We start from the raw sequence: 25,179 nt of genomic DNA on the forward strand, positions 1-25,179 counted from the left end.
GCCAATTATGGTAAAGTGAACACTATTCCGGTAAGGGAGGAGTGGATTGGAAATGATTTTTTCTTTTGCTGTTATCGTTTTCGTTGCTTCCATTTTGCAAACGAGTACAGGATTTGGCTTTTCTATTATGGCGACCCCTTTTTTGCTCATTTTATTTGAACCGAGAGAAGCCATTCAAATTAATTTGATTCTCTCCCTCGTTATTTCTTGTGTATTGATCCAAAAAATAAAAAAAGATACAGATAGCGGATTGGTGAAAAGATTTATCATTGGCAGTGCTGTTGGTCTCCCGATAGGAATAGTGATCTTTTTGTTAGCGGATATAGATAAATTGAAGATAGGTGTCAGTTTGCTTATTTTAAGTTTCACTGTTTTATTAATATTAAAATTTCGTATCCGTCAAACAAGAATAAGAGATTTGGCTGCAGGCGGCTTTTCAGGCATACTTACAACCAGCATTGGCATGCCAGGACCGCCCGTATTGTTGTATTTTTCCGGTATTGACACTGGTAAAGAACGGCTGCGAGCGACCACCCTTGCTTTTTATTTATTCATTTACTCAGCAAGCTTGCTCATTCAAATTTTATTTGTTGGCACGTCAAAAGCGATTTGGTTGTCAAGCGCTGCTGCTCTGCCCCTTGTTCTAGTTGGTTTGTTTATAGGAAACAGGCTATTTATAAAAATTAACCAGCGGATCTTTCAAGCATTCTTATATGCCCTTTTAATTTTTACCGGTGTTTATTTACTCTTAGAAAGCTGGCAATAGGGTCAATTGTCTTTCGACGGATAGGTAATTCCGAGCCTTTTCATTCTGCGAATTAAATTCGCATGGTCGATACCGAGAGATCTGGCAGCAGAACGTATACTTTTTGAAGAATGGAGAGCGTCTGTTATTTTTTGTGATTCAAATAAAGCGAGTGCTTCTTTCAGATTTGGTTGATCGGTAGAAATGGACTGAGGGTTTCCTGATGCACTTTCGAAAGCAGCGGTACTATATCCTCCGTGATCTTTCATATGTTCCGGCAAATCACGAGGAGTAATAGAAGATAAAGGTGTAGAAACAACAAGAAATTCAATAACATTTTTTAACTCCCGTATATTTCCCGGCCAGGGATAATGGGTTAGAATTGATAAGGTATCTGGAGTCATATGTTTATCTAAATAATATTTGCTGCAAAATTTTTTTAAATAATGGTCAATGAGCGGCGGGATGTCCGCTGTCCGCTTTGACAATGGCTGCATCGGCAGATGAACAACATTAATACGGTACCATAAATCTTCACGAAATTGCTTATTATAGACCAGCTCTTTTAAATCCTGGTTTGTAGCACAGATGAGCCGGAAGGAAAGGCGTTTTGGCTTCACTTCTCCAATGCGGGTGATAGATTGATCTTGCAAGACACGCAGCAGTTTTACTTGCATCGGTAAGGGAAGTTCACCAATTTCGTCCAATAAAATTGTACCCTTATTAGCTTGCTCAAAGAGACCGGGTTTTCCTTCTTTTTTCGCGCCTGTAAATGAGCCTCCGCTGAAGCCAAACAATTCGGACTCAAACAGTTCTGGAGGAATAGCTGCACAGTTTACTTTTACAAAAGGCTGGTCTTTTTGGGAACTGTGTTGATGGATGAAGTTGGCCAATACTTCTTTGCCTGTTCCTGACGGTCCTGTAATCAGCACAGGCGTAGGGAAAGCAGCAATTCTTTTTGCTTGCTCAACTAAGTTCTTCATTTGTGTGCTCTTGAAGATGATGAGGGAATCTTCATTGTTTATGGAGGAATGGATAGGCTGTTCTGTACTCTTCTGTTCCGCTTCCCTTAGTTGATTTTGCAAGTGGTTTAAATAGGTCAGGTCGCGGACACTTGTAACGACCATCTTCACTTTTCTCTTCTCGCTATGTTCATTGTCAAATACAGGGGTCGCTGTCACAACAAAATACTTTCGCTTTTTAATTTTTTGCATGATTGTCGTAGTTTGTTTGGTTTGTAGTGCCATGTAAGCAGCAGAGCGGTCAAAGTATTCTCCAAAGACTAAATCTTTAATGTGCTTACCGACGACTTCATCTCGGGAGATTCCTGTCATTTCCTCATACGCTTTATTCACTTCTAAAGTAACGCCTTGATGATCCACTACATAGAGGCCGTCAGAAGAAAAATTAATAATCGTCCTCATTTGCTCATTTGTCTTTTCTAATTGATTTATTTTTTGAATGAGCTCGTCTGCTATAACATCCATTCCCATACCTCCTTTTTGTGTAGTCGTTTTATCACCAACCTGGTGTTAAAATAACACCGCTTTATCAGAATATTTAACAAATATTCTGATTGTTGTCAATATTGTGATACTGGCACGATTCTTGTATTGGTTAATAGTAAGCACCTCTTTCTGTAAGGAAGCACAGATAAATGGGCTTGTTAACTTATTTTAAAAGGAGAGATTTATATGCCAACACTTGATTTGTCAAGACATATTGTTATTGAGAGCGGAGCAATAGAGCGTTTAGATGAGTTAGTGGCAGCAAAAGGGGGGAGCCGGGTCTTTGTTATCATAGATTCTTTTCTGGCAAGTCCGTCTGTAAAGTTGCACGAAAAAGTAACAGCTATCTTTTTAAAGAGAGGTTTTGCCTGCTCATTTTTCAGCAATTATGCAGGTGAGCCTACAACCAAAAATGTAAAAGAGGCTGTTCAGCAGCTGCAATCTTTTCAAGCAGATTGTGTCGTTGCTGTCGGGGGAGGCAGCGCGATTGATCTGGCAAAAGCTGTAGCCGTATTCAGCAAAAACAACGAAATCAAATGGAGTGAGATTTCCTGCCAGCAGCAGCTAAAGAGGTTGCCTTTAATTGCCGTGCCAACTACAGCAGGTACCGGATCGGAAGCAACAAAGATTATGGTTATCACAGATCCCGTAACGAATGTGAAAATGAACCCGAGCCATCCAGACCTTATCCCGGATGCAGCTGTGTTGGATCCCGAACTTACGGTGAGCCTGCCGCCCAGTTTTACTGCTTATACTGGCCTGGATGCGTTAACCCATGCGGTTGAAGCCTATGTATCTAACCGTGCTTCACAGATGACCGATTTGTTCGCTCTAGAGGCCATTCGACAAATCGGTCTGGCTTTGCCAAAGGCGTATGAAGATGGAAGAGATAGCGACTCGCGTAAGGACATGATTTTGGCTAGCTGCTATGCGGGTCTTGCTTTTTCTAATGCTTCTACTAATCTGGCGCACGCGGCCGGAAGACCGCTTGGCGCTCAGTTCCATATCCCGCATGGTTTAAGTGTAGCTTTGCTTCTTCCTTTTGTTCTCGAGTTCGGTTTGGAGTCTTGCCCAGAGCGTTACGCAAAGGTTGCGGTAGCTCTCGGAGCAGATCCTTCATTAAGTACAGAAAAGCTAGCGCAGGCATCTATTCATATCGTTGAGGATTACAATGAGCGCTTTGGGATTTGGAAGGATGCCAGCAAATACCTTCAGCCTGAACAGTTGATGCAAGCCATTCCGTCTCTGGTTATTGATGCTCTTTCAGGAAATGGGATTGATACGAATCGAAAAGTTCCGGCAGATCAGGACATAGCAGGAATTTATGAAAAGTTAGCAGAAAAAATAAAAGAAACAAGCCAGCAGACGCTCTTAAATAATTAATAGATTATTTATGTATGTTTTTGCAAACGCTTTCGTAAAAATAGAAAGCATGTAAATGATGGCTGTAGCATTGTTTGATTCTAGAAATGGGGAGGGAAAAAAATGAACAAGGCAGAAGGAAAGATGTTGAAGCGTGTGGTTGGTGCCAGTTTGATAGGTTCAACAATTGAGTGGTATGACTTTTTCCTCTATGGAGTCGTCGCAGGCATCGTTTTTAACCACTTATACTTTCCAGCGGATGATCCGTTTGTCTCTACTTTGTTAGCCTATGTGACCTTTGCCGTTGGTTTTATTGCCCGTCCAGTTGGCGGTGTCATCTTTGGGCACTTTGGAGATAAAATAGGCAGAAAAAGTATGCTCGTTCTTACGCTGTCTATTATGGGCGGGAGTACAGTGCTTATCGCTTTTATTCCCACCTATGATCAAATAGGCGTATGGGCACCTATCTGTCTACTCTTTTTAAGAGTCATGCAAGGGATCGGCTTAGGAGGGGAGTGGGGAGGGGCTGTTTTGATGGCATATGAGCATGCCCCAGACGCCAGAAAAGGATTTTATGCCAGCTTTCCGCAGATTGGCTTATCAATAGGGTTACTGCTTGCTTCCGGTGTTGTCGGGTTTCTCTCCTTTACTTTATCAGAGGGGCAATTTATGGCCTGGGGATGGCGGCTTGCTTTCGGGCTGAGTGCCGTTTTAATTTTCTTAGGTATGTGGATTCGATTAAACGTATCAGAATCACCGGAATTTACAGAGGTGAAAGAGACAAAGAAAGAATCGAAAATGCCTATTAAAGAGATGTGGCATAACAATACCGGCAATGTGCTTGCCGGCATGGGAGCAAGATACATTGATGGGGTGTTTTTTAATGTGATGGGTGTGTTTTCTATTACCTATCTGACCGGCACCTTGCAAATCTCCAGGACAGATGCTTTGCTAGGCGTATCGCTTGCTGCCTTTGTTATGTGTTTTTTTATTCCGATTTTTGGTCATATTTCCGACCTTGTTGGCAGAACTCGAACATACTGGATCGGCAGCCTGATCACCGGCCTTTCCGCATTGCCAGCCTTCTGGTTCATGTCACAGAGCGGGGGAAGCACGACCGTTATCTGGCTGTCTATCATCATTCCGTTTGGTATTCTCTATGCTTCCGTTTATGGGCCGGAAGCCGCTTTATTCGCAGAATTATTCGATGCTAAAGTAAGATACACCGGCATGTCTTTTGTTTATCAGTTTTCTGGAATATTCGCGAGCGGTCTAACACCAATTATCGCCACTGCATTGCTTGAATACAATGATGGAAGCCCATTGCTGCTTGCCCTTTATGTAGTTTTCGCCGGAGTTATTAGCGCAATTTCAGTCAAATGGATCAATATCCGGCAGCCTGATTTGATGCAAAGGGGAAGCAATGGCAAAAACAGCAATATAGAAACGACAGGAAGCTGAAGACTTCTTAACATAAAGGAGGTTAATAGATTGAACAGGTTCTCTCCACGGATTGAAGGCGTGATTTTTGATTGGGCTGGAACCATGGTTGATTATGGCTGCTTTGCTCCATTAGATGTGTTTAAAGAAGTGTTTAAAAAAAGAGGGATAGATGTACTGGATGAAGAAGCGAGGGAACCAATGGGACTTCAAAAGAGGGAGCATATTCAAGCAATGTGCCGGATGGATCGGATTGCCCACCTATGGAAGGACCGCTATGGAAGAAACCCGGATGAAAATGATATTGATGAGTTGTATGCCGACTTTGAGCCTATACTGTTTGCTAGCCTTCGGGATTATTGCAGTCCCGTCCCTGGAGCAGTTGAATTAGTTGGACGGTTACGGGAAGAAGGAATCAAAGTTGGTTCAACGACCGGTTATACCTCAGAGATGATGGCCATTGTCAAACGAGAAGCGAAAAAGCAAGGCTATGTCCCCGATTCGCTCGTTACATCGAGCCAGGTGCCCGCCGGCCGCCCGTTCCCCTGGATGTGCTACCACAATGCGATCAATTTAGGGATTTATCCAATGAATCGTATGGTAAAGGTGGGGGACACGGTGAGCGATATTCAGGAGGGGCTCAATGCCGGGGCCTGGAGTGTAGGAGTCATTAAAGGAAGCAGTGAACTGGGCCTCAGAAAAGAAGAGGTGAAGGCGATGGAGCCCGCATTGCTGGCTGAGAAAATGGAGGCGGTGGCTGAAAAGTTTGAAAAAGCGGGGGCCCATTACGTTATTGAGAGTATTGGGAAATTGGACGGGGTGCTCTCGCAAATTAATATGCGGATGGCTAACGAAGAAACACCTACATTAACAAGCTTTTAATAAATAAAAGACTGGAACCTGGTAAGGTTCCAGTCTCAGACTGTAGACAAACTCAATGAAATTCTAGAGTTTGTCTACAGTCCTTTTTATTTTGCTTGTGAATGGGGGCTGTTGATTTCCATTCCAGGCGCTTCGCTTTCCGCGGGGCGGGCGGTGAGCCTCCTCGCCGCGAAAGCGCCTGCGGGGTCTCACCTGTCCCGCTGATCCCGCAGGAGTCTTTGCGCCATTCATTTCAATCAACAGGGGTTACAAAGTTAGAGTAGCCGTACAACCATACCTGTTTTAAAATAAATAGATCAAACACTTGAGGTGAGAAAGATGCTTTCGAAAAACAATCCAATCCAACGGAATCAAATAGAAATGATCGCTCTAGACCAGCTTGTACCAGAGAATCACCTGGTCCGTAAAATGGAGGCAGCGATGGATTTCTCTTTTATTTATGACTTGGTGGAAGGATTGTATGCGGAAGTGGGCCGCCCAAGCATTGATCCAATTATTTTAATTAAACTAACATTTATCCAATATGCCTTTGGCATTCGATCCATGCGCAAGACGATCGAGGAAGTGGAAACGAATATGGCCTACCGCTGGTTTCTCGGTTATGGATTCCATGATAAAGTGCCGCATTTCTCTACCTTCGGTAAGAACTACGAGCGTCGCTTTAAAGATACCGACCTGTTTGAACAGATCTTCTATCGTATCTTAAAAATAGCTGCCGAGAAAAAGCTCATTAGTGCGGAGCACGTTTTTGTGGATTCCACTCATGTAAAAGCTAGCGCGAATAAGCGTAAATTTGAAAAGAAAATGGTTCGCAAAGAAACACGCGCGTATCAGGAACGCCTCCAAGAAGAGATTAATCAGGACCGAGAGGATCATGGAAAAAAGCCGTTCCCGCCAGATAAGTTCGATAAAGAAGAAACAAAAGAAATCAAGGAAAGTACAACCGATCCGGACAGTGGCTACTACGTTAAAGACGAACGAACCAAACAATTTGCCTATTCCTTTCACGCGGCCGCAGACCGTAAGGGATTCGTAATTGGCACAATGGTCACACCAGGCAACACACATGACAGCCAAATCTTAGAGCCGTTAATGGAGAAAGTGATAGAAAAGGTAGGAAAACCTAAAGCTGTTGGTGCAGACGGAGCTTACAAAACACCTGCCATTGCCAGTTATTTAATGGAAAACGGCATGACACCTGCTTTGCCTTATACACGGCCGCGCACAAAAGAGGGCTTCTTCAGAAAGCATGACTATGTGTACGATGAACATTTTGACTGTTACCTTTGTCCGGCAGGGGAAGTATTGAATTACTCAACGACGAATAAGGAAGGCTATCGTGAATACAGATCACCCAAACAGGTTTGTACCTCCTGCCCTTTTTTAGCTAAATGCACGAAAAGCAGAAATCATCAAAAAGTGGTGACACGCCATATTTGGCAGAAATATATGGAAGAGGCCGACCATCTTCGCCACCACGAAGAAGTTAAAGCGATTTATGCGGAGCGAAAAGAAACGATTGAGCGTGTATTCGCAGATGCAAAAGAAAAGCATGGCATGCGTTGGACAACGTTAAGGGGACTTAAAAAATTGTCGATGCAAGCGATGCTTACTTTCGCTGCCATGAATCTCAAGAAAATGGCCAGCTGGACTTGGCGAGAACCAGAAATGGCTTAAATGATGACCTCGGAGAGGTCTATCTTTCTCTCGAATGGCTTTAAAACTACCGAAAAATCAAAAGGGGTTCGGAATAAGACTATTCCGAACCCCTTTTGTCGACAAACTGAGACTGGAACCTGGTAAGGTTCCAGTCTTTTATTTTAAGCCCATCCTGCAAACTGTCTTACTTTATCCCAGTTGACGTTGCCAGATTCTACATCGTGGAAGGCTTGATCAAGAATATGAAGCGCCTTGGCAATCTCTTCCCGGCTGATCGTCAATGGTGGAGTAATTTCCAACACATTTCCGTAGATGCCTACATAATAAATGAGCATACCTAATTCATACGCCCGGTAACAAATGGCTGCTGTTATTTCGGGAGCAGGAGTTTTTTTCGACCGGTCTGTCACGATCTCTACTCCAAGTGCCAGGCCTTTCCCGCGAACTTCCCCTATAAATGAATATTTTTTCTGGAGGGAAAGCAATCCTTCCATGAAAACGTCCCCATTTGTCTGCGCCTGCGTTATTAAACCTTGCTCTTCAATGAGACGAATGGTTTCAAGCGCAGCCGCTGTACAAAGCGGATTGCCACTTGTGGTGAACATGTGGCCCGCTGTCACCGAGTCTAGTATCTCCTCGCGTCCGACTACTGCACTAATAGGCAGGCCGCCGCCGAGTGATTTGCCAAGAACGACCGCATCAGGAATGACAGGAGAGTGTTCAAAGGCAAACCATTTCCCTGTCCGCCCCATGCCAACCTTTACTTCGTCAATAATGAGGTAAATGCCGTGTTGGTCACAAATTTTTCTTAAAGCAGAAAGAAAATCAGCGGGCGGCAGCACAACGCCTCCATCACTTTGGATAGCTTCAATAATAATACCGGCTGTTTCTTCGGGCGGACAAATTGTAGCAAATACTTCATTCATAAAATGGAGCGTCTGCTCCGTTAACTGCTCGTTAATGCCGCTAAAAGGCCGGTAAGGATTTGGATAAGGAAGCTTAACAACATTTCCTCTTCCTTCAAATTTTGCTTGGGCGGAATGTCCGGATAAGGACAATGCCCCCATGGTCTGCCCGTGGTAAGCCCCCATAAAAGCAATCATCTTCGGCCTTCCGCTAGCAGCGGGGACAAGCTTGCTGATTAAGTCATTGGCATCCGAGCCTGAATGTCCGAACCAAACTTTTTTGGAGAAATCTCCCGGAACGATTTGAGTTAATTTTTCAGCCAGATCCACCATCGTTTGGCTCGGAGCGCTTAGTTGAGTAGTAAAAGAAAGCTTGGCATACTGCTCCTTCAGTTTTTCAGCGATAGATTCTTGTCCATAGCCGATGTTCGCTACGGCCCATCCTGCCGTTAAATCAAGGAATGAGCGGCCATTCTCATCGAATAAATAACAGCCTTTTCCCTTTGAAACAGTCATCGGATGAAATCTTAACTTTAGCGCATCGGAAATAAATTGCTGGTCTTTAGCAAGTACAGATTGCTTCTCCATACATATCCCCCTATTTATGAATTGGTATTGATAGTTTTTTTATTTTATAATTTAAATTTTGGCGGGAAATCCCAAGTTTTTCGGCTGCATTTGTGATGTGATAATCTGTTTCCTGCAAAGCCTTTATAATTAGCTTTCTCTCTAATTTTTCAACCTGAGCTGGAAGGGTGTCTGAAAAAGTAGGTTCCATTTCTTCTGCAGCTGAAAAGGGTGTCTCTTCGGGGGTGTCAAATTTAATAGCCGCAGGTAAATATTCAGTTGTGACAATGCTTTCATCGATCATTAAATTTAAGGCGCCTTCAATAATATGTTCTAGCTGCCGGACATTGCCGGGATAATGAAAGCCGAGCAGCACGTCTTTTGCTTCCTCTGTCAGTCCTTCAACCTCAATATCAAGAAGCCGGGCATGTTTACGGATAAAATATTCAGTAAGCAAGGAGATATCTTCCTTTCTCTTCCTCAGAGGAGGCACATGGATAGTAACTACACCTAAACGGTAAAATAAATCCTCGCGTAAGTGCTTATTTTTAATCGCTTCTTCCGGTGTTTCGTTCATTGTAGCGATCACCCGTACATCCACACTTTTTTCTTTCGTTGAACCAAGCCGCATAATTTTTTTCTCTTGAATGGCCCTGAGCAGTTTGGCTTGCAGGCTGATTCCCATTGAGTTAATTTCATCCAGCAATATCGTGCCACCGTTTGCTTGTTCGAATAAGCCCGGTCTATCTACTGCACCGGTAAATGTACCAGAAACTGTCCCAAATAGGATGCTCTCAAGCAAATTTTCGGGAATAGCTGCACAATTGTGCGCGAAGAAGGGCGCATTCTTTCGCGGGCTTTCATTATGGATGCTTTGAACGATCAGTTCTTTGCCAGTGCCTGTTTCTCCATAAACGAGAATGTTTGAAGAGGATCTGGAAGCACGAATCGCTTTATTGATTGTCTGGCGCATGTGGCTGCTGCCGAAAATAATATCCTTGAATGTAAAGCGTGTATTGTTCTGTTTCTTCTTTTGGGGAACAGAAGGCTTCTTTTCTGTCACCTGTAAATTTTGAATAGTAGAAGTTAACTTTTTAATTTCCGATAAGTCTCTAACAATAGCCAGTGCGCCAATCTTTTCTTTGCCAAGATGAATTGGTTTGCTTTTAATGACAACGGAGTATTCCTTTCCCTGATTAGAAAAAAAGGTCTCTCTATTTGTCAGCATTCTTTCGGTTAAAAGTGAGTTTAATAAAGGATCTGAATGCTCATCTGCTTCCTTAAATACATCAAGATAATATTGTCCCCTTACAGAGTTTGGCTCGAGCGTTTCTAACTCTCCAAGCTTACGGTTATAGAATACAACTTTCTTTTCATTATCAATGACACAAATTCCTTCATCAATGTGGTCTAATATCGTATCAAAAAGCCGGAACTGTTTTTTCAGCTGGTTTAATTGAAAGGTTAATTGATGAAGTTGAGTTACATTTTTCATGACGAGCAGGGTAGAATCATCGTCCATAAAACGCACATTGGCAAGCAATTGATTGGTGCCAATGGACAAGGAAACGTTACGCATGTTTTGTTTATTGATAAAGCACTTTTCGAGATCACTAGAAAAAATAAAGTCGGTGACAGAAGAGCCGATCAAGTCATCGGTTGCTGTTTCGGCGAAGAAACCACGGGCAATACGATTTAGCGACAAAATACGACCGGTTTCATCTGTCAAAATGATACCTTCAAATGCACTAGACCAAAAGTCGGTAAGTTGAATAGCTGAAGGTGTTTTATTCATAACGCATCACCTCACCTATAGAAAAATTTTTTTCGCTCCATCATATTTATAGGAGCAGTTGAACGGTTGGACTAGTACTACTATACAAAATCCTAATAAAAAAACAAACTATTAAATAAATTAAAAATTTTGTAAAAACATTTTTCGTAAAAATTTTTTCTTTGCAAATAATTTTGCGTTTTTTTAAGTAGTTCTCTAGCTTTTACTGCCTTTAGGTAGTTGGCATGGATCTTGCTTTTTAGAAAAGGAGAGAATTTTTTAGGAGGAGACAAAATGCAAAAAGTGACGCTTGACGGTATAAAAGTAGTAGACGTTCATGCCCATCCATTTCGAGAACAACGGGAACCAGAGAATCCAGTTGATTTTCTTAGAAAGCTATCCTTATCAGTTATTCCTGAGATGTTCACAAACATAGAGGATGTGGAAAAGTTTCAGCCCTATCCCGGTACAAACATGTGGATTCAAATTCTATTCCGCCATATGGCTAAGTATTTAAATTGTGAGCCGGATTTGCCTTCGATTGTGGAGGCGCGGAATAAGAAAGCAAAAAACTTTCCTGATTACACGAAAGAATTGTTTGCAGATGCGAATTTAGAAGGATTAATCATGGATTTTGGCTATCCACAGCCGCCGATTAACCGCGATGATTTTCAACAAATGAGCGGAGCGCAGATTTGGGAAATCCATCGAATTGAACCGGTGATGGTGGAGCTTGGAAAACAAAAGCTTTCGTTCGAAGGATTTATCGAAAAGTACCGTGATAACTTGGAAAAAGCGCTCAAAAGGGATGGAGTAGTCGGCTTAAAAACAATTATAGCTTACCGAAGCGGGCTGGAGATCAGCAATAAAGATGGAAAAGCCGCAGCCTCTGCTTATGAAGAGTTTTTATTAAATGAAAAAGCCCCAGCCAAAGCGATGCGCGATTACTGTTTCCATATCGCCATGGAGGAATGTACAAGGGCAGATAAATTTATGCATATTCATACGGGCATTGGTGATGGAGAGGTTGTGTTATCAAAGGCTAGTCCTAGCTTTTTGCTCGATACATTCAGGAAGCCGGAATACAAGGAAACAAAGATCCATTTAGTCCACGGAGGCTATCCTTGGATGGAGGAAGCCGCTTTTATCGTTAGTATTCTGCCGAATGTATATATGGACATTTCTTTGCAAAACCCGTTTACAGGACATGGTGTCGAACGAATAATTTCTCAAGTGCTAGAGCTCGCTCCGTTCGATAAAGTGATGTATGGGTCGGACGCTTTTACAGTACCGGAGATGAACTGGCTCGGTGTGAAATTATTTAAAGATTGTTTCGAAAGAGTGTTAAGTGACTGGGTGGAAAAAGACTACATGGATGCTGACCAAGCTCGTTATATTGGAGAAATGATTTTATACAAAAACTTTGAAAATATTTACAAAGTCAAAATTTAATTTCCAGGGGGAATGGAAATGGGAGAGTTGAAAAAGCAGCCGGTCCTTGATTTACAGCCGGAACGTACTTTAACGTTTTGGCATATATGGGCTCTCGGTGTTGGTGCAGTAATTGGTGATGGGATCTTCCTGCTGATGGGGCAGGGGATCGCCATGGCAGGTCCAAGTTCAATCCTAGCCTATTTAATTGCTGGCATTTCACAATTTTTTCTTGTTATTGCATTAACAGAAATGGCGGTCGGCATGCCGAATGCCGGAGCTATGTCCTTTTGGGTAGAAAGGTTTATGGGGAAATCCTGGGGCTTTTTGGCGGGAATTACGTTTGCTATTGGCTGGATCATTGCAGGAGGAAGTGTAGGGCTAGCCTTAGGGAAAATTACCATGTGGTTTTTCCCGCAGCTCGAAGCAAGCTGGTGGCCTGCTGCCTTCACCGTCTTTTTCCTGACGTTGTTCGCATTTATTAATGTGCTGGGAGCTGCTACGACTGCTCGGTTCCAATTATATCTCGTACTAATTTTAACGGGCGTAATGGTGCTGTTTGCTTTGATTGGTTTAAAAGATATTGATTTTGCAAACTACACGCCGATGTTTCCGCATGGAGTGGAAGGATTCTGGGGAGCGGTTCCGCTTGGCACCTATGCTTACCTAGGAGCGGTTACATTAGCCACAGCCGGTGCAGAGTGTATAAATCCGCAAAGAGATTTGCCAAGAGGGCTGATTTGGTCAAGTGTCACATTCTTGGTTTTATATACCCTTGCCCATTTTGTTTTGCAAGGAATTATTCCGTCTAATGAGGTAACGATGGACAGCTCGCCGTTTACTGTGGCGGCTGGAAAGGTGTTTGGTATTGCCGGGGCATTTATCATGAATATAGCTGCCTGGATCGCCGCTGCTACCTGTATTTTAATGGGAACGCTTTATGCCGCTTCTCGAATTTTCTACCAGCAGGCGCGAGAAGGGCTTTTACCAGGCTTTTTAGGATATCTTCACCCGAAAAAACATACACCTGTTTATGCGATCATCACTATTTGGGCGATCACTGTTGTTCTCGTATTAATCGGTCAATTTAATCCTGATTTCATCTATGTAGAACTGACAAACCAAATGGTTCTAGCTTGGCTCGTGTCCTGGACGCTTGCTTTGATTTCGGGTATCCTGTACCGGAAAAACCATAAAGAAGAAATTGAAAAGCTGCCGTGGAAGCAGCCGTTGTATCCGCTCTTTCCAATCCTAGGCTTCATTGGAATTGCCATCGTTCTTTATGGAACATTTGTCGGCTCGATGATGACGCTTGTGAGAGGATTTATTTGGCTAGCAGCATTATATATTTTGTTCAGAATATTCAATAAGAAAGTGTTTCAAACATCACAGGTAAGCAGTGGAGGAGGTCAGCATGAGCAATCCATTCGTGAAAGTGGAAAATGAACAAGTAGAGGGCGTTATTCAGATACGACGACATTTACACCAGTATCCGGAGCTGTCGTTTCAAGAATTTCAGACTGCTGATTATATTAAATCTATTCTGCAAGAGTGGGAGATTCCATACCAATCAATTGGTGAGACAGGTGTACTTGTCGACATTAGCGGAAAAGAAAGCGGACGTGCCGTCGGTTTAAGGGCGGATATTGATGCCCTGCCTATTCATGAGCAAACGGATTTGTCGTATAGCTCTAAACATGATCAAGTCATGCACGCTTGCGGGCACGATGGCCATACTGCCATCTTGCTAGGGGCTGTTTATGAGTTGAATAAAATAAAAGATCAGCTTCCGGGTACAGTCCGATGCATCTTTCAGCCTGGAGAAGAGGCTGATGGAGCAGCGAAAGCCTTAATTGAGCAAGGGGCGTTAAGCAACCCGGAAATAGAAGCGATGGTCGGCCTGCATTTGTGGCCTCACCTTCCTTTTGGCACAGTTGGAATTAAGTACGGCGGCATGACAGCTTCGTGCGATGATTTCAAAATTACGATTACGGGAAAAGGGGGACACAGCGCCCGTCCGCATCAGGCAATAGATGCGATTACCATTGCTGTGTCGATTATCCAGTCTCTTCAAAGCATGACAGTTAAACGCTTTAATCCGGTTGAGCCGGTTGTTATCCATATCGGCAAGATCCATGGCGGTGAGGCGAGCAATGTGGTAGCTTCAACAGTCGTACTCGAAGGAACAGCGAGGGCTATGAATAATAGTCTGAGGGGAGAAATTTACCAGGAAGTTTTAAAGGTTTGCCGGGCAGCCGAGCTGCAATGGGAAGCACGAGTAGAAGTCGACTATGCGCTTGGGCACCCACCGATTGTCAATAATGAAGCGATGACAAGGCAGTTTGAAGAAGTGGCTTCCGGCCTTCTTGGAGAAGAAAAGGTTATTTCTTTAAAGGAGCCTTCCATGGGTGCTGACGATTTTGGTTACTTTTCTGTCAAAGTTCCGAGCATTTATTTCCGGCTTGGTATTCATAAAGAGAACGAACCTGTTTATGACTTGCACCATTCGAAATTCCAATTCGATGATTCTATTTTAAAAACAGGAGTCGAATTATACGTCAACTATGCTTTATCACTTTTACTGGATGGGAGAGAAAAATAATGGTCGCTACTCAACAAAGATTAACTAAAGAACGGGTGCTGCAAATAGTAGAAGAGCAGCAAATTGAATTTATCCGCATTGAATTTTTAGACTATACGGGCGTGACAAGAGGAAGAACCATCCGGAAAGATTCTTTACAAGGTGCTATGGAAAAAGGGGTCAACTTTAGTACAGCCATTATGGATTTTACGATGTTTGACACTTATGTGCCTGACCCAACATATGGCACACAAGGCGGCGACTTTTTTGCCATACCGGACCCGGAAACATTTGCTGTTTTGCCGCACAGAAAACAGACGGCAAGAATGTTCTGTGATTTAGTAGATGAAAACGGCAACCCTTGGGAAGGGTGCCCGCGGAGCGCATTAAAGCGTCTGCTTCATGAAGCGGAAGCTCTCCTTGGCGGGAAATTGTTCATGGCTTATGAACAGGAAGCGTACTTATTAAAAGAAGAGGACGGCAAGCTTGTCCCGGCCGATAACAGCACTTGCTTCTCATCAGACGGAGTGGATATCCAGGAGGATTTTGTTCAGAAGTTTACGGAAACTATCGGGAAAATGGGCGTGGAAACGGAACAAATTTCCAGTGAATACGGCCCCGGACAGCTAGAGATCAATTTGAAATACGACCATTGCTTAAAAGCAACCGAAGACCAAATTACATTTAAGCAATTATTTAAACATTTAGCGAGAGATATGGGCATGGTAGGCACGCTCGCGCCGAAACCGTTTAATGATTTTGCTGGAAGCGGCTTGCATGTTCATATGAGTTTATATAATGAAGAAACCAATTTATTTAAGGATCTTAATGATGAGAAGGGACTTGAACTCTCAGAAAACGCCTACCATTTTATTGGAGGGATTCTTCATCACGGCCGTTCCATTGTTGCAATTGGAGCTCCGACAATGAATTCCTATAAACGGATGGTTCCAGGCTCCTGGGCACCTGCTCACGTTTGTTACGGTTCAGGTAATCGCTCTGTTCTCATTCGTGTACCGGAAAAAAGACGGGAAAGAAGATTTGAGTTCAGAGGAGCAGACGGCACCTGCAATCCGTATTTGCTGTCAGCTGCTTTAATCGCAGCCGGTCTTCATGGCATTAGAAAACGGATCGATCCAGGCGAGCCGCTTGAAGTGGATGCAGGCAGCTTAAGCAATAATGAATTAGAAGCAATGGGGATTGAGTGGGTTCCCCGCAATCTTGAGGAAGCGATGGATTCATTAGCTAAAGACACCATTTTAGCGGACAGTATCGGCCGGCCAATTTGGCAGGAATTCATCAAGGTGAAAAGAGAAGAGTGGAACAAACATTTTTACCGCATAGATGAATGGGAAAGAAGTCAATATGCTGTGCTGTACTAATAACATAGAAGCCTGTCTCCAGTTGGAGGCAGGCTTTCTTTTCTTTAGACACTATGGTACTTGATGGTTAATTTTCGCTGCAGCCGGCCGCTTTCCGCTGCAATCAACTATTGAAAAAACAACATTCCTCTTTAAGAGAGCCTTTCTTTCAAAGATTCATTGTTTAAGGATTCAGCTGTTGGGGTATAGCCAGAATTGGGTAACGATTACAGCTGTGCTGATACATACATTTACCGGCTTATCTTGAATTTTTATAAAAAAATCAGGAGGGAATAGTCAATGAAAAAAAATGAACATAAAGAGACCGTACAAGGCAACTTAAAGAACGAGCAATTGGAACAATTCCGTGTAGATCATAACGGAAAAAAAATGACGACTAATCAAGGGTTACGAGTGTCAGATGATGAGCATTCTCTAAAGGCGGGCAACCGGGGACCGACGTTAATGGAGGATTTTCAATTCCGTGAGAAAATGACCCACTTTGACCATGAAAGGATTCCGGAAAGGGTCGTTCATGCACGCGGCTTTGGGGCACATGGTTATTTCCAAGTGTATGAGCCGATGACAGAGTACACGAAAGCAAAATTTCTCCAGGACCCTTCTGTGAAAACCCCTGTGTTTGTCCGCTTCTCTACCGTCGCAGGTTCACGTGGCTCAGCCGATTCGGTTCGCGATGTAAGAGGGTTTGCGACAAAATTCTATACAGAAGAAGGAAACTATGACCTCGTTGGCAATAACATTCCGGTTTTCTTTATCCAAGATGCAATGAAGTTTCCGGATCTAGTTCATTCCTTTAAACCGGAGCCGCATAATGAAATGCCACAGGCTTCTACAGCGCATGATACATTTTGGGACTTTGTTGCTAATAATACAGAATCAGCTCATATGGTGATGTGGGCCATGTCCGACCGAGCTATTCCGCGCAGCTATCGAATGATGGAAGGCTTTGGTGTTCATACATTCCGCTTTGTGAATGAACAAGGGAAGGCACGCTTCGTGAAGTTTCACTGGAAGCCGGTGCTCGGCGTCCATTCATTTGTTTGGGATGAAGCGCAAAAGCTGGCTGGCCGTGACCCGGATTTCCATCGCCGAGATTTATGGGAAGCCATTGAAATGGGTGATTATCCAGAGTTTGAGTTAGGCGTGCAAATGATCGAAGAAGAAGAGGAATTTAATTTTGACTTCGATATTTTAGATCCGACAAAACTATGGCCGGAAGAAGTGATACCGGTAAAAATTATTGGAAAAATGACGTTAAATCGCAATCAGGACAACGTCTTTGCAGAGACGGAGCAGGCCGCTTTTCACCCGGGCCATGTCGTACCGGGCATCGATTTTTCTAACGACCCGCTGTTACAAGGCCGCTTATTTTCCTACACAGACACGCAGTTGATTCGTTTAGGCGGACCGAATTTCCACCAAATTCCGATTAACCGTCCTGTGGCACCAGTCCACAATAATCAACGTGAGGGCTATCACCAAATGAACATTGATAAAGGGCAGGTAAGCTATCATAAAAACTCACTGCAGGAAAATGATCCACGCCCTGCTTCCGAAGAGGAAGGTGGATATGTGCATTATCAGGAAAAAATAGAAGGCAAAAAAGTCCGCCAGCGCAGCGACAGTTTTAAAGATCACTATTCGCAGGCCAAGCTGTTTTGGAATAGCATGACAGATATAGAAAAAGAGCATATTATTGAAGCCTTCCATTTTGAAGTGGGCAAAGTACAGAGCAAAGAGGTAAGACAGCAGGTTGTCGATGTCTTTGCCAATGTCGATGAAGAATTGGCAGCAGCCGTTGCCGCGGGCATCGGAGCAGAGGTGCCAGCAGGAAGAACGGCTTCGAAAGTAACGCTTTCTTCTCCCGCTTTAAGTCAGGAAAAAAATAAGAAAAAGAGTGCAGCAACACGCAAAGTGGCTGTCCTGGCGGCAGATGGCTTTGATAACTTAACAGTTGAGCCTGTGATGCAGGCATTAAAAGGAGCAGGAGTTCACCCGGAAATTGTCAGCAACCATGTCGGCATGGTTACAAGCGCCGACGGACAGCAGCAGGAAGCGAAGCATTCTTTCTTGACGAGCGACCCGGTTATATTTGACGCTGTTTATGTAGCGGGAGGGAAAGCAAGCGTTGAACAAATAAAAGGTAATCCAAAAGCGGCTGAATTCATTAAAGATGCCTTTAAGCATTTTAAAACAGTTGGCGCGGCGGCAGAAGGTGGCGAGCTTTTGATTATAGCAGGAGTGCAGAGCGGATCAGATCCCGGCGTCGTTATTGCACATGATCCGAAAGAGTTAGAGGCATTCAGCAAATCGTTCATCACAGCTTTAGCTGAACACCGCCATTGGTCCCGCCAACTATAAGGGAGATGAAAAAGCAGCTGGTGACAAGGGACGCTTTTGATTGAGTTTTGCACTTTGGGGGACATATTAGCCTGTAAGTTAGACAAAAATAGACTGCATTTACACTTTAAGAGGCCGTGCCATTTTGGACACAGCCTCTTTTTTGGGTGACGCGGACGGAGATTACGCTTTTTCTTCAAATAGTTTAGCGATTTCGATAATGGTCTTCACTGCTTTTTCCATGTTGTCAACTGAAGCATATTCAAAACGGCCGTGGAAATTTTCACCGCCTGTAAAGATGTTAGGCGTTGGCAGACCCATATAGGAGAGCTGAGAGCCATCGGTTCCACCACGGATCGGTTCAACAATCGGCTCGATGCCCAAGTTGGTCATCGCCTCATAAGCGATATCTACGACTTCCTTTACCGGCTCAATTTTTTCTTTCATATTGTAATATTGGTCATTTAATTCCAAGACAATTTGTTCTTCTCCATATTTGTTTTGCAGGTCTTTCACAATTTGCCTGAATACATCTTTGCGTGCTTGGAACTTTTCTTTGTCATGATCACGAATAATATAGTGCATTTCGGTTTTTTCCACATCACCGTGAAGGGAAATGAGATGATAAAAACCTTCGTAACCCTCTGTGTGTTCAGGGGCTTCATCAGCAGGCAGCTTTTCATTCAGTTCCATAGCAATCTTTGCGGAATTGATCATTTTTCCTTTAGCTGATCCAGGATGCACATTTTTTCCATAAAACGTTACCTGGGCTCCGGCTGCATTAAAACTCTCATATTGTAGTTCACCGAGCGGTCCACCATCGACGGTATAAGCAAATTTAGCCTGAAAAGCAGCCACGTCAAATTTGTGAGGCCCTCTGCCGATCTCTTCATCTGGAGTAAAAGCGACACGGATTTTTCCGTGTTTAATTTCCGGATGCTGAATTAAATAGTGCATGGCTGTCATAATTTCTGTTACACCAGCTTTATTGTCTGCGCCAAGCAGCGTGGTGCCGTCAGTGGTGATGAGTGTGTGGCCTTTATACTTTGACAGTTCGGGAAAGTCTCTCGGTGACAAAATAACGGATAATGATTTGTTTAATAGGATGTCTGCACCATCATAATTGTCAACGATTTGCGGCTGTACATTTTTGCCGGTAAAATCTGTCGCTGTATCTACGTGAGCAAGAAAGCCGATGACGGGAACATCTTTCGTTGTATTGGATGGAAGCGTAGCCATTAAATAGCCATTTTCATCCATATTCACTTCTTGCATGCCGATTTGCTTCAGCTCCTCTTCAAGCATGCGCAATAATGTCCATTGTCCTGGTGTAGAAGGGGTCGTGTCGCTGCTTTCATCTGATTGTGTATCGATTCTGGCATAGGAAGTAAATCGGTCAATGATTTCTCTTTTCATTCAAAAACAGCTCCTTTTCATATGTATGTAGTTGATTTTAACACAAGCAATAGTTAAATATTAGTAAATTAAACCGTCGATAACAGGATTAAATGACGCCAATAGCGAACAGTTGGTAAGTATGATAGAGAAAAGCCATCAATATATATAAGTTAAGTCCTAGAATGATTCAGGGGATTTAGGGGAAAAAATGAATAACGATCCTTTACAGCTGACACGCCAGCTAAATGATTGTAACTGTCCGGAAAGGGGTTATCAAATGGATGAGAAGCCATTATCATTAGCATTTTCTGTAGAAGCAAATAGAGGAGTCTATGCCCTCCTTCTGGGTTCAGGTATTTCTTATTCAGCAGGCATACCAACTGGCCGCGGCATTTTACGGGAGCTTTGCCGGCGAATAATGTGCGTCAATGGCGCAAATGAAAGTGATCCATTTGCCTGGTATGAAAAGAGATACGGAAAAGCCCCTTTATATAATGAAGTGATAGAGCTGTTAGCTAAAACCTCCTCGGAACGCAATGGGTTGCTAAAAGAGTTTTTTGAGCCGACGCTTGAGGAGGTAGAACAAAAGCAAAAGGTGCCGACAGACGCTCATTATGCAATTGCTAAGCTGGTTCAACGAGGCTATGTAAAAGTCATTGTTACGACAAACTTTGACCGCCTGCTGGAGCACGCGCTGGACGAGCATAATGTGCAATATCAAACGCTTTACCATGATACGGACATTGAAGGGATGAAGCCGCTCGCTCACGCTGATTGCACAGTATTAAAAGTGAATGGGGACTATCGCGATACTCGTTTTAAAAATATAACAGGGGAGCTGGATAATTATACGCTTCCCCTTGCCCAGTTATTGCGCCGGGTGTTTGATGAATATGGCATCATCGTATCAGGCTGGTCAGCGGAGTGGGACACAGCGCTCCGCGAGCTGATTAAATCGGTGAAAGGTCGCCGGTACTCATGGTATTGGCATGCCTTTTCGGAAAAGTTGACCCCCTATGCAGATGAGCTGATCAGTTTTCGTGATGCCAATAAAATCATCGATCCAAAAGGAGCAGATCACTTTTTTACTGAGTTGTATGAAAACGTTATAAATATTGCAAAAGTAAAAAAAGTGAGCCCTGAAAATATTCAAGTAAAAACCAAAAGGATGAAACGTTATATTCAGGATAGACGGGAAATCGAATTAAGAGAAATGCTGACAGACCAGACAAGGAAGGTAGTTTCCTTCCTTTTTGAACAACGCTATACAGAAGAAGCAACAGCCGAAGCACTGTCTGTCCGCGCTCAGATGGTTGCTGAAAAAAGTAAAACACTGGCAATGCTCGTTGCCATACTAACCTACTATATGAGAACGCCGGAACAGGCTGAACTGTTAATTCAGACAGCTGAGCGCCTTACCGGTTCACGGCATCACTTTGGCAACCCGCTTTTATTAGCTACACAGGAAATTCCGCTTCAAGCCATTTTTTATAGCACTGGCATTAGCGCTGTGATGAAAAAGAATTATCAACTATTAAATAAGCTGTTCACTTTGCCAAAGGTACAGGATCCTCATCGCCGTCAGCTCTCTTTTTTAGCTTATACCTCTACGGAGGCAGGATTAGATCCTCTGTTCCAAAAGATTTCCGGCAAAGAGACCCATCTGGCGCCAACAGAAGTAATGTTTACGTATCCATATTTAAAGAGTTTGTTCATTGAAGCGAGACTGGCATTTGATGAACAGGAGTTTGAACAGCACTTTGACCAATTTGAGCTGTTAAGGGCGATTAAATGCCGCTATATGAATGAGGTGGGCAGCATGTGCGGTCAATTCGGCTATAAGGAAAACCGAGAGCACCTTATTCGCTTTTTGAATGAGGGGGCAGAAACCGAGGACTGGCCTGCTCTTGCTATCTGTGACGGACGCCGCGAAAAGTTCACTGATTCGCTTGAGAAGTTAGCGGAGGATTTGAATGAAAAAGAAGGATTTAATGGCAAAGGCTTGTTATATGCTTATACGAAATTTGAGGAATGAGAACCTGACACACAGGTTCTTTTTTGTTGGCTGAAATCTTCAGAAATTCTTCAGAATTATGCTGCTTCAATATTAAGAATTGGCCGGTAAAATAGCATCAAACATTAGGCAGCACACATGCTATACTTTCGAAAGGAGGCGAAACAAATGAGCGATTATACGGTATTGGTTGTTGATGATGAAAAAGAAATTCGCGATGCGATCGAAATATATTTAAAAAATGAAGGAATTACAGTCATTAAAGCGGGAGACGGGATAGAGGCGATCGAAAAGCTTCATGAACAACCCGTTCATTTAATTATTTTAGATGTCATGATGCCAAGGATGGATGGAATATCCACCACGTTCAAGATCAGAGAAGAGAAAAACATTCCTATTATTATTTTAAGTGCCAAAACAGAGGACACGGACAAGATCCTCGGCTTGCAAATGGGGGCCGATGATTATGTCACAAAGCCATTTAATCCAATGGAATTAATTGCCCGGGTAAAATCACAGTTGAGAAGATATGTAGCGCTCGGCACATATGAAGGGATGAAAAAAACAATTGATTTAAATGGACTGACGCTTGACCAATCAGCTAAAGAAGTGACGGTTCACGGAGAGCCGGTCAAACTGACGCCAATTGAATACAAAATCGTTGAATTATTAATGGTTAATGCTGGTCGGGTGTTTTCAATTGATGAGATTTATGAACGTGTATGGAACGAGCCAGGTTATAATGCAGAAAATACAGTGGCTGTCCATATTCGAAAAATCCGAGGAAAGATAGAGATTGATCCAAAAAATCCGAGGTATTTAAAGGTGGTATGGGGAATTGGATACAAAATGGAAAAGTAGAGTGTTATTCGCCGGATGGCTGCTTTTGCTTGTCATCGGTCTGAGCAGTGTAGTGTCAGCTATAAATGATGGAAGCATGTATTTTAAGAAAGATTATTTTCACACTGAGGAGTTTGACAGTCACCTGAATCAATTTATCTCTGATTTAGAGACTTACGAATTAGGGGCTGTCTCGAAGGAAGAAGCCAAAAAATCGATAGTCGTCACTCCTGAGGAAATCAAGGAGTACCGTTATCGATATGGGAGTTTAGCTGAACAAATTGCCAATATAAAAAGCCAATATGAAATGGACATTCAGGAGGCGTCTGGTGCAAGCAGCAAAGAAGCCGAACAAGCATTAATAAAGACACGGGATCAAAAGATAACAGATGCTACGAAAAACTTCCAAGATGAAGATTATGTGCGGCAAAAAGTCCAGGCAGAGAAAGAACAGGCCATTGATGAATATTACCGTTTATTGGAAACGGAACGCTCTAATCTGGATGACTATCAAGCATTTTTTAAATATTATTTCAAGAACACTTCGACAGGAAAGGTCTACACGAACGTCAACCTGGCGGATAGTTCAGTTAAAGAGGTATTCAACGACAAGGACATGCTGTTTGTCCGTAAATATGAAGCATCTAACCGACTCCATGTAGATCAAAGGGCAATCAGCTATGGAGAGAACGGAGAAGAGCTGTTTGTGGGAACAGAAGGAGCATTTGAAGGAAGGATCGCGGCTGTAAATCCTCCCTCTGAAACAAGTCTCGTTTATAGCGATTACAAAATGTTTCAGCGCGAGCAAAAGGCTTTTCTTATTTACACAGCTAGCGGACTTATTCTTCTTATTGTTAGTTTATATATGAGCAGAAAACTTTCTGTTTTTCCGGCAGAAATGACAGAGAAGCTGCAGCCCTTTTATAACCGGCTGCCGATTGACGCTGTGATTGCAGCCGCTCTGTTGACGTTATTCATTGCGTTCTTGTCACTGGAGTGGAGCAGGTCGCTCATTTACTATGATTATACGTATACGTTCATACAGTATATCGTAAAACTGGCGCTCACCTCCTTTATCTTAGTGCTGCTTTCATTAGTGCAGGGGAAAATGCTCTGGGAAAGGTGGAAGCAGGCGGAAGAGCCTCAGGAGGAATGGAATCACAGCTTGCTGGCGAAGACGGGCCGCCTTTTAACCAATGCTTTTGCGGTTCGTTCGGTTGGTATCCAGTTCTTTTTCTTGCTGGCGGTCTTTTTCTTCACGGGGTTTGGGGTGCCGATTGTTATACAGCACACAGTGTTATTGCCGTTTTATTGCGTTCTGTTTCTGCTTATATCCTTGCCGGCGCTGGTGTTATTGTTCAGAGGCATGGCTTATTTAAACAACATTATCCTTCATACAGAGAGACTGGCATCCGGTCATTTGGCGGCTGACCTGCCAGTCCGAGGAAAATCCATCTTTGCCAAACTGGCAGAGAACATTAACCTGCTGAAGAAAGATGTGAGAGTATCACAAAAAGAACAGGCAAAAAGCGAACGATTAAAGACTGAACTGATTACTAACGTGAGCCATGATCTGCGAACACCGCTCACATCTATTATTAGCTACACAGAGCTATTAAAGAATGAAACGATTTCCGATGAAGAAAGGCTGGCGTACACAGAAATTATCGACCGCAAATCCAAGCGGTTGAAAGGATTGATTGATGACTTGTTTGAAGCATCCAAGATGGCGAGCGGCAATGCGGAACTGGTGAGAGAGAAAGCCGATCTCGTCCAGCTTCTTCAACAGGCGCTTGCAGAATACAATGAAGCCATTGATGAATCAAGCCTACAGTTTCGAGTGACAAATCCTGACGAACCTGTTTTTGCCATGGTAGATGGGCAGAAGATTTGGCGGGTATTTGATAATTTGATCGGCAATATTTTAAAATATTCCCTGGAAAATACGCGGGTGTATATTTCCATTAAAACAGAGAATGAGCAGGCGGTTATCACCTTTAAAAACGTGACTAAATACGAGCTTGGTGACAATGTTGATGAAATGTTTGAGCGTTTTAAACGGGGAGATCAGTCACGCCACACAGAAGGCTCTGGACTCGGGCTGGCCATTGCTAAGTCGATCATCGACCTGCATGAAGGGACGCTTGATATTGAAGTTGATGGCGATCTTTTCAAAGTGACTGTTGCTCTGAATATAGTTTAACAAACGTTTAATTAGTATGACCGAAAACGCTTGTCTTTCAAGAGGCAAGGTTTGATAAGGATAGAATCATGAGCACTGCAGTCAAGGTGAGCAATGAAGAAAGTGAGTGTCTAGCAACAGCCTGGAAGCACCCAATGGGTGCTTCTTT

General features: G+C 43.2%; 17 protein-coding genes. 13 read left to right on the plus strand and 4 right to left on the minus strand.

What is annotated here, in order from left to right; genetic code table 11:
- The first annotated feature begins 52 nt into the window (after positions 1 to 52).
- Positions 53 to 766, plus strand: a complete 714-nt coding sequence (locus MKZ02_RS03370) for a sulfite exporter TauE/SafE family protein (RefSeq protein WP_340856311.1) — start codon at positions 53 to 55, stop codon at positions 764 to 766.
- 2 nt (positions 767 to 768) lie between these two features.
- Here the strand turns inward: MKZ02_RS03370 and MKZ02_RS03375 are convergent, their stop codons facing one another.
- A complete protein-coding gene (locus tag MKZ02_RS03375; RefSeq protein WP_340851859.1) occupies positions 769 to 2,232 on the minus strand; it encodes a sigma-54 interaction domain-containing protein in 1,464 nt (487 codons plus the stop codon).
- 207 nt (positions 2,233 to 2,439) lie between these two features.
- On the opposite strand from MKZ02_RS03375, the gene MKZ02_RS03380 reads away from it, so the two are divergent.
- The 4 genes from MKZ02_RS03380 (at position 2,440) to MKZ02_RS03395 (ending at position 7,614) form a co-directional block, all read left to right on the plus strand.
- Complete coding sequence (locus tag MKZ02_RS03380) at positions 2,440 to 3,636, plus strand: iron-containing alcohol dehydrogenase (RefSeq protein WP_340851860.1); 1,197 nt, start codon at positions 2,440 to 2,442, stop codon at positions 3,634 to 3,636.
- 102 nt (positions 3,637 to 3,738) lie between these two features.
- The gene (locus tag MKZ02_RS03385) at positions 3,739 to 5,076 is read left to right on the plus strand and encodes an MFS transporter (RefSeq protein ID WP_340851861.1); all 1,338 of its coding nucleotides are present in this window, start codon (positions 3,739 to 3,741) and stop codon (positions 5,074 to 5,076) included.
- Positions 5,077 to 5,127: 51 nt separating this feature from the next.
- Entirely contained in the window at positions 5,128 to 5,937 is an 810-nt protein-coding gene (gene phnX / locus MKZ02_RS03390; protein ID WP_445324336.1) for a phosphonoacetaldehyde hydrolase, read from the plus strand.
- A gap of 318 nt (positions 5,938 to 6,255) precedes the next feature.
- A complete protein-coding gene (locus tag MKZ02_RS03395) occupies positions 6,256 to 7,614 on the plus strand; it encodes an IS1182 family transposase (protein ID WP_340851863.1) in 1,359 nt (452 codons plus the stop codon).
- A gap of 143 nt (positions 7,615 to 7,757) precedes the next feature.
- Here MKZ02_RS03395 and MKZ02_RS03400 read toward each other — a convergent pair whose 3' ends face one another.
- Positions 7,758 to 9,089 carry an aspartate aminotransferase family protein gene (locus tag MKZ02_RS03400; protein WP_340851864.1) on the minus strand — a complete coding sequence of 444 codons (1,332 nt, stop codon included), beginning with the start codon at positions 9,087 to 9,089 and terminating at the stop codon, positions 7,758 to 7,760.
- 10 nt (positions 9,090 to 9,099) lie between these two features.
- Complete coding sequence (locus MKZ02_RS03405) at positions 9,100 to 10,863, minus strand: sigma 54-interacting transcriptional regulator (protein WP_340851866.1); 1,764 nt, start codon at positions 10,861 to 10,863, stop codon at positions 9,100 to 9,102.
- 273 nt (positions 10,864 to 11,136) lie between these two features.
- Here MKZ02_RS03405 and MKZ02_RS03410 point away from each other — a divergent pair, with 273 nt between their 5' ends.
- From MKZ02_RS03410 to MKZ02_RS03430, 5 genes are all read left to right on the plus strand, one after another.
- Positions 11,137 to 12,294: an amidohydrolase family protein gene (locus tag MKZ02_RS03410; RefSeq protein WP_340851867.1), complete on the plus strand. Its 1,158-nt coding sequence runs from the start codon at positions 11,137 to 11,139 to the stop codon at positions 12,292 to 12,294.
- Positions 12,295 to 12,312: 18 nt separating this feature from the next.
- Entirely contained in the window at positions 12,313 to 13,719 is a 1,407-nt protein-coding gene (locus MKZ02_RS03415; protein ID WP_120035512.1) for an APC family permease, read from the plus strand.
- Positions 13,688 to 14,875, plus strand: coding sequence for a M20 metallopeptidase family protein (locus MKZ02_RS03420; protein WP_340851869.1), 1,188 nt, complete (start codon positions 13,688 to 13,690; stop codon positions 14,873 to 14,875). Before MKZ02_RS03415 ends, MKZ02_RS03420 begins: the two co-directional genes overlap by 32 nt.
- The gene (locus MKZ02_RS03425; protein WP_340851870.1) at positions 14,875 to 16,236 is read left to right on the plus strand and encodes a glutamine synthetase family protein; all 1,362 of its coding nucleotides are present in this window, start codon (positions 14,875 to 14,877) and stop codon (positions 16,234 to 16,236) included. Before MKZ02_RS03420 ends, MKZ02_RS03425 begins: the two co-directional genes overlap by 1 nt.
- 279 nt (positions 16,237 to 16,515) lie before the next feature.
- Positions 16,516 to 18,597: a catalase gene (locus MKZ02_RS03430; protein WP_340851871.1), complete on the plus strand. Its 2,082-nt coding sequence runs from the start codon at positions 16,516 to 16,518 to the stop codon at positions 18,595 to 18,597.
- Between the two features lie 162 nt (positions 18,598 to 18,759).
- Here the strand turns inward: MKZ02_RS03430 and pepT are convergent, their stop codons facing one another.
- Positions 18,760 to 19,992, minus strand: a complete 1,233-nt coding sequence (gene pepT, locus MKZ02_RS03435; RefSeq protein WP_340851872.1) for a peptidase T — start codon at positions 19,990 to 19,992, stop codon at positions 18,760 to 18,762.
- Between the two features lie 190 nt (positions 19,993 to 20,182).
- Here pepT and MKZ02_RS03440 point away from each other — a divergent pair, with 190 nt between their 5' ends.
- The 3 genes from MKZ02_RS03440 (at position 20,183) to MKZ02_RS03450 (ending at position 25,031) form a co-directional block, all read left to right on the plus strand.
- Positions 20,183 to 22,009: an SIR2 family protein gene (locus MKZ02_RS03440; RefSeq protein WP_340851874.1), complete on the plus strand. Its 1,827-nt coding sequence runs from the start codon at positions 20,183 to 20,185 to the stop codon at positions 22,007 to 22,009.
- A 147-nt stretch (positions 22,010 to 22,156) separates the two neighbouring features.
- Complete coding sequence (locus tag MKZ02_RS03445; protein ID WP_120035500.1) at positions 22,157 to 22,849, plus strand: response regulator transcription factor; 693 nt, start codon at positions 22,157 to 22,159, stop codon at positions 22,847 to 22,849.
- Positions 22,827 to 25,031, plus strand: coding sequence for a sensor histidine kinase (locus tag MKZ02_RS03450; protein WP_340851876.1), 2,205 nt, complete (start codon positions 22,827 to 22,829; stop codon positions 25,029 to 25,031). The genes MKZ02_RS03445 and MKZ02_RS03450 overlap by 23 nt, the downstream gene beginning before the upstream one ends.
- The last annotated feature ends 148 nt before the right edge of the window (positions 25,032 to 25,179 follow it).

It is taken from the genome of Pseudobacillus sp. FSL P4-0506 (assembly GCF_038003025.1).
In the GTDB taxonomy this organism is placed as follows: Bacteria; Bacillota; Bacilli; order Bacillales; family Domibacillaceae; genus Pseudobacillus.

Coding starts and splice junctions, on each gene's coding strand:
- MKZ02_RS03380 (WP_340851860.1), top strand. CDS start 2,440: ATGCCAACACTTGATTTGTCAAGACATATTGTTATTGAGAGCGGAGCA.
- MKZ02_RS03395 (WP_340851863.1), top strand. CDS start 6,256: ATGCTTTCGAAAAACAATCCAATCCAACGGAATCAAATAGAAATGATC.
- pepT (WP_340851872.1), bottom strand. CDS start 19,992: ATGAAAAGAGAAATCATTGACCGATTTACTTCCTATGCCAGAATCGAT.
- MKZ02_RS03410 (WP_340851867.1), top strand. CDS start 11,137: ATGCAAAAAGTGACGCTTGACGGTATAAAAGTAGTAGACGTTCATGCC.
- MKZ02_RS03405 (WP_340851866.1), bottom strand. CDS start 10,863: ATGAATAAAACACCTTCAGCTATTCAACTTACCGACTTTTGGTCTAGT.
- MKZ02_RS03445 (WP_120035500.1), top strand. CDS start 22,157: ATGAGCGATTATACGGTATTGGTTGTTGATGATGAAAAAGAAATTCGC.
- MKZ02_RS03415 (WP_120035512.1), top strand. CDS start 12,313: ATGGGAGAGTTGAAAAAGCAGCCGGTCCTTGATTTACAGCCGGAACGT.
- MKZ02_RS03440 (WP_340851874.1), top strand. CDS start 20,183: ATGAATAACGATCCTTTACAGCTGACACGCCAGCTAAATGATTGTAAC.
- MKZ02_RS03430 (WP_340851871.1), top strand. CDS start 16,516: ATGAAAAAAAATGAACATAAAGAGACCGTACAAGGCAACTTAAAGAAC.
- MKZ02_RS03420 (WP_340851869.1), top strand. CDS start 13,688: ATGAGCAATCCATTCGTGAAAGTGGAAAATGAACAAGTAGAGGGCGTT.
- MKZ02_RS03385 (WP_340851861.1), top strand. CDS start 3,739: ATGAACAAGGCAGAAGGAAAGATGTTGAAGCGTGTGGTTGGTGCCAGT.
- MKZ02_RS03425 (WP_340851870.1), top strand. CDS start 14,875: ATGGTCGCTACTCAACAAAGATTAACTAAAGAACGGGTGCTGCAAATA.
- MKZ02_RS03375 (WP_340851859.1), bottom strand. CDS start 2,232: ATGGATGTTATAGCAGACGAGCTCATTCAAAAAATAAATCAATTAGAA.
- MKZ02_RS03370 (WP_340856311.1), top strand. CDS start 53: ATGATTTTTTCTTTTGCTGTTATCGTTTTCGTTGCTTCCATTTTGCAA.
- MKZ02_RS03400 (WP_340851864.1), bottom strand. CDS start 9,089: ATGGAGAAGCAATCTGTACTTGCTAAAGACCAGCAATTTATTTCCGAT.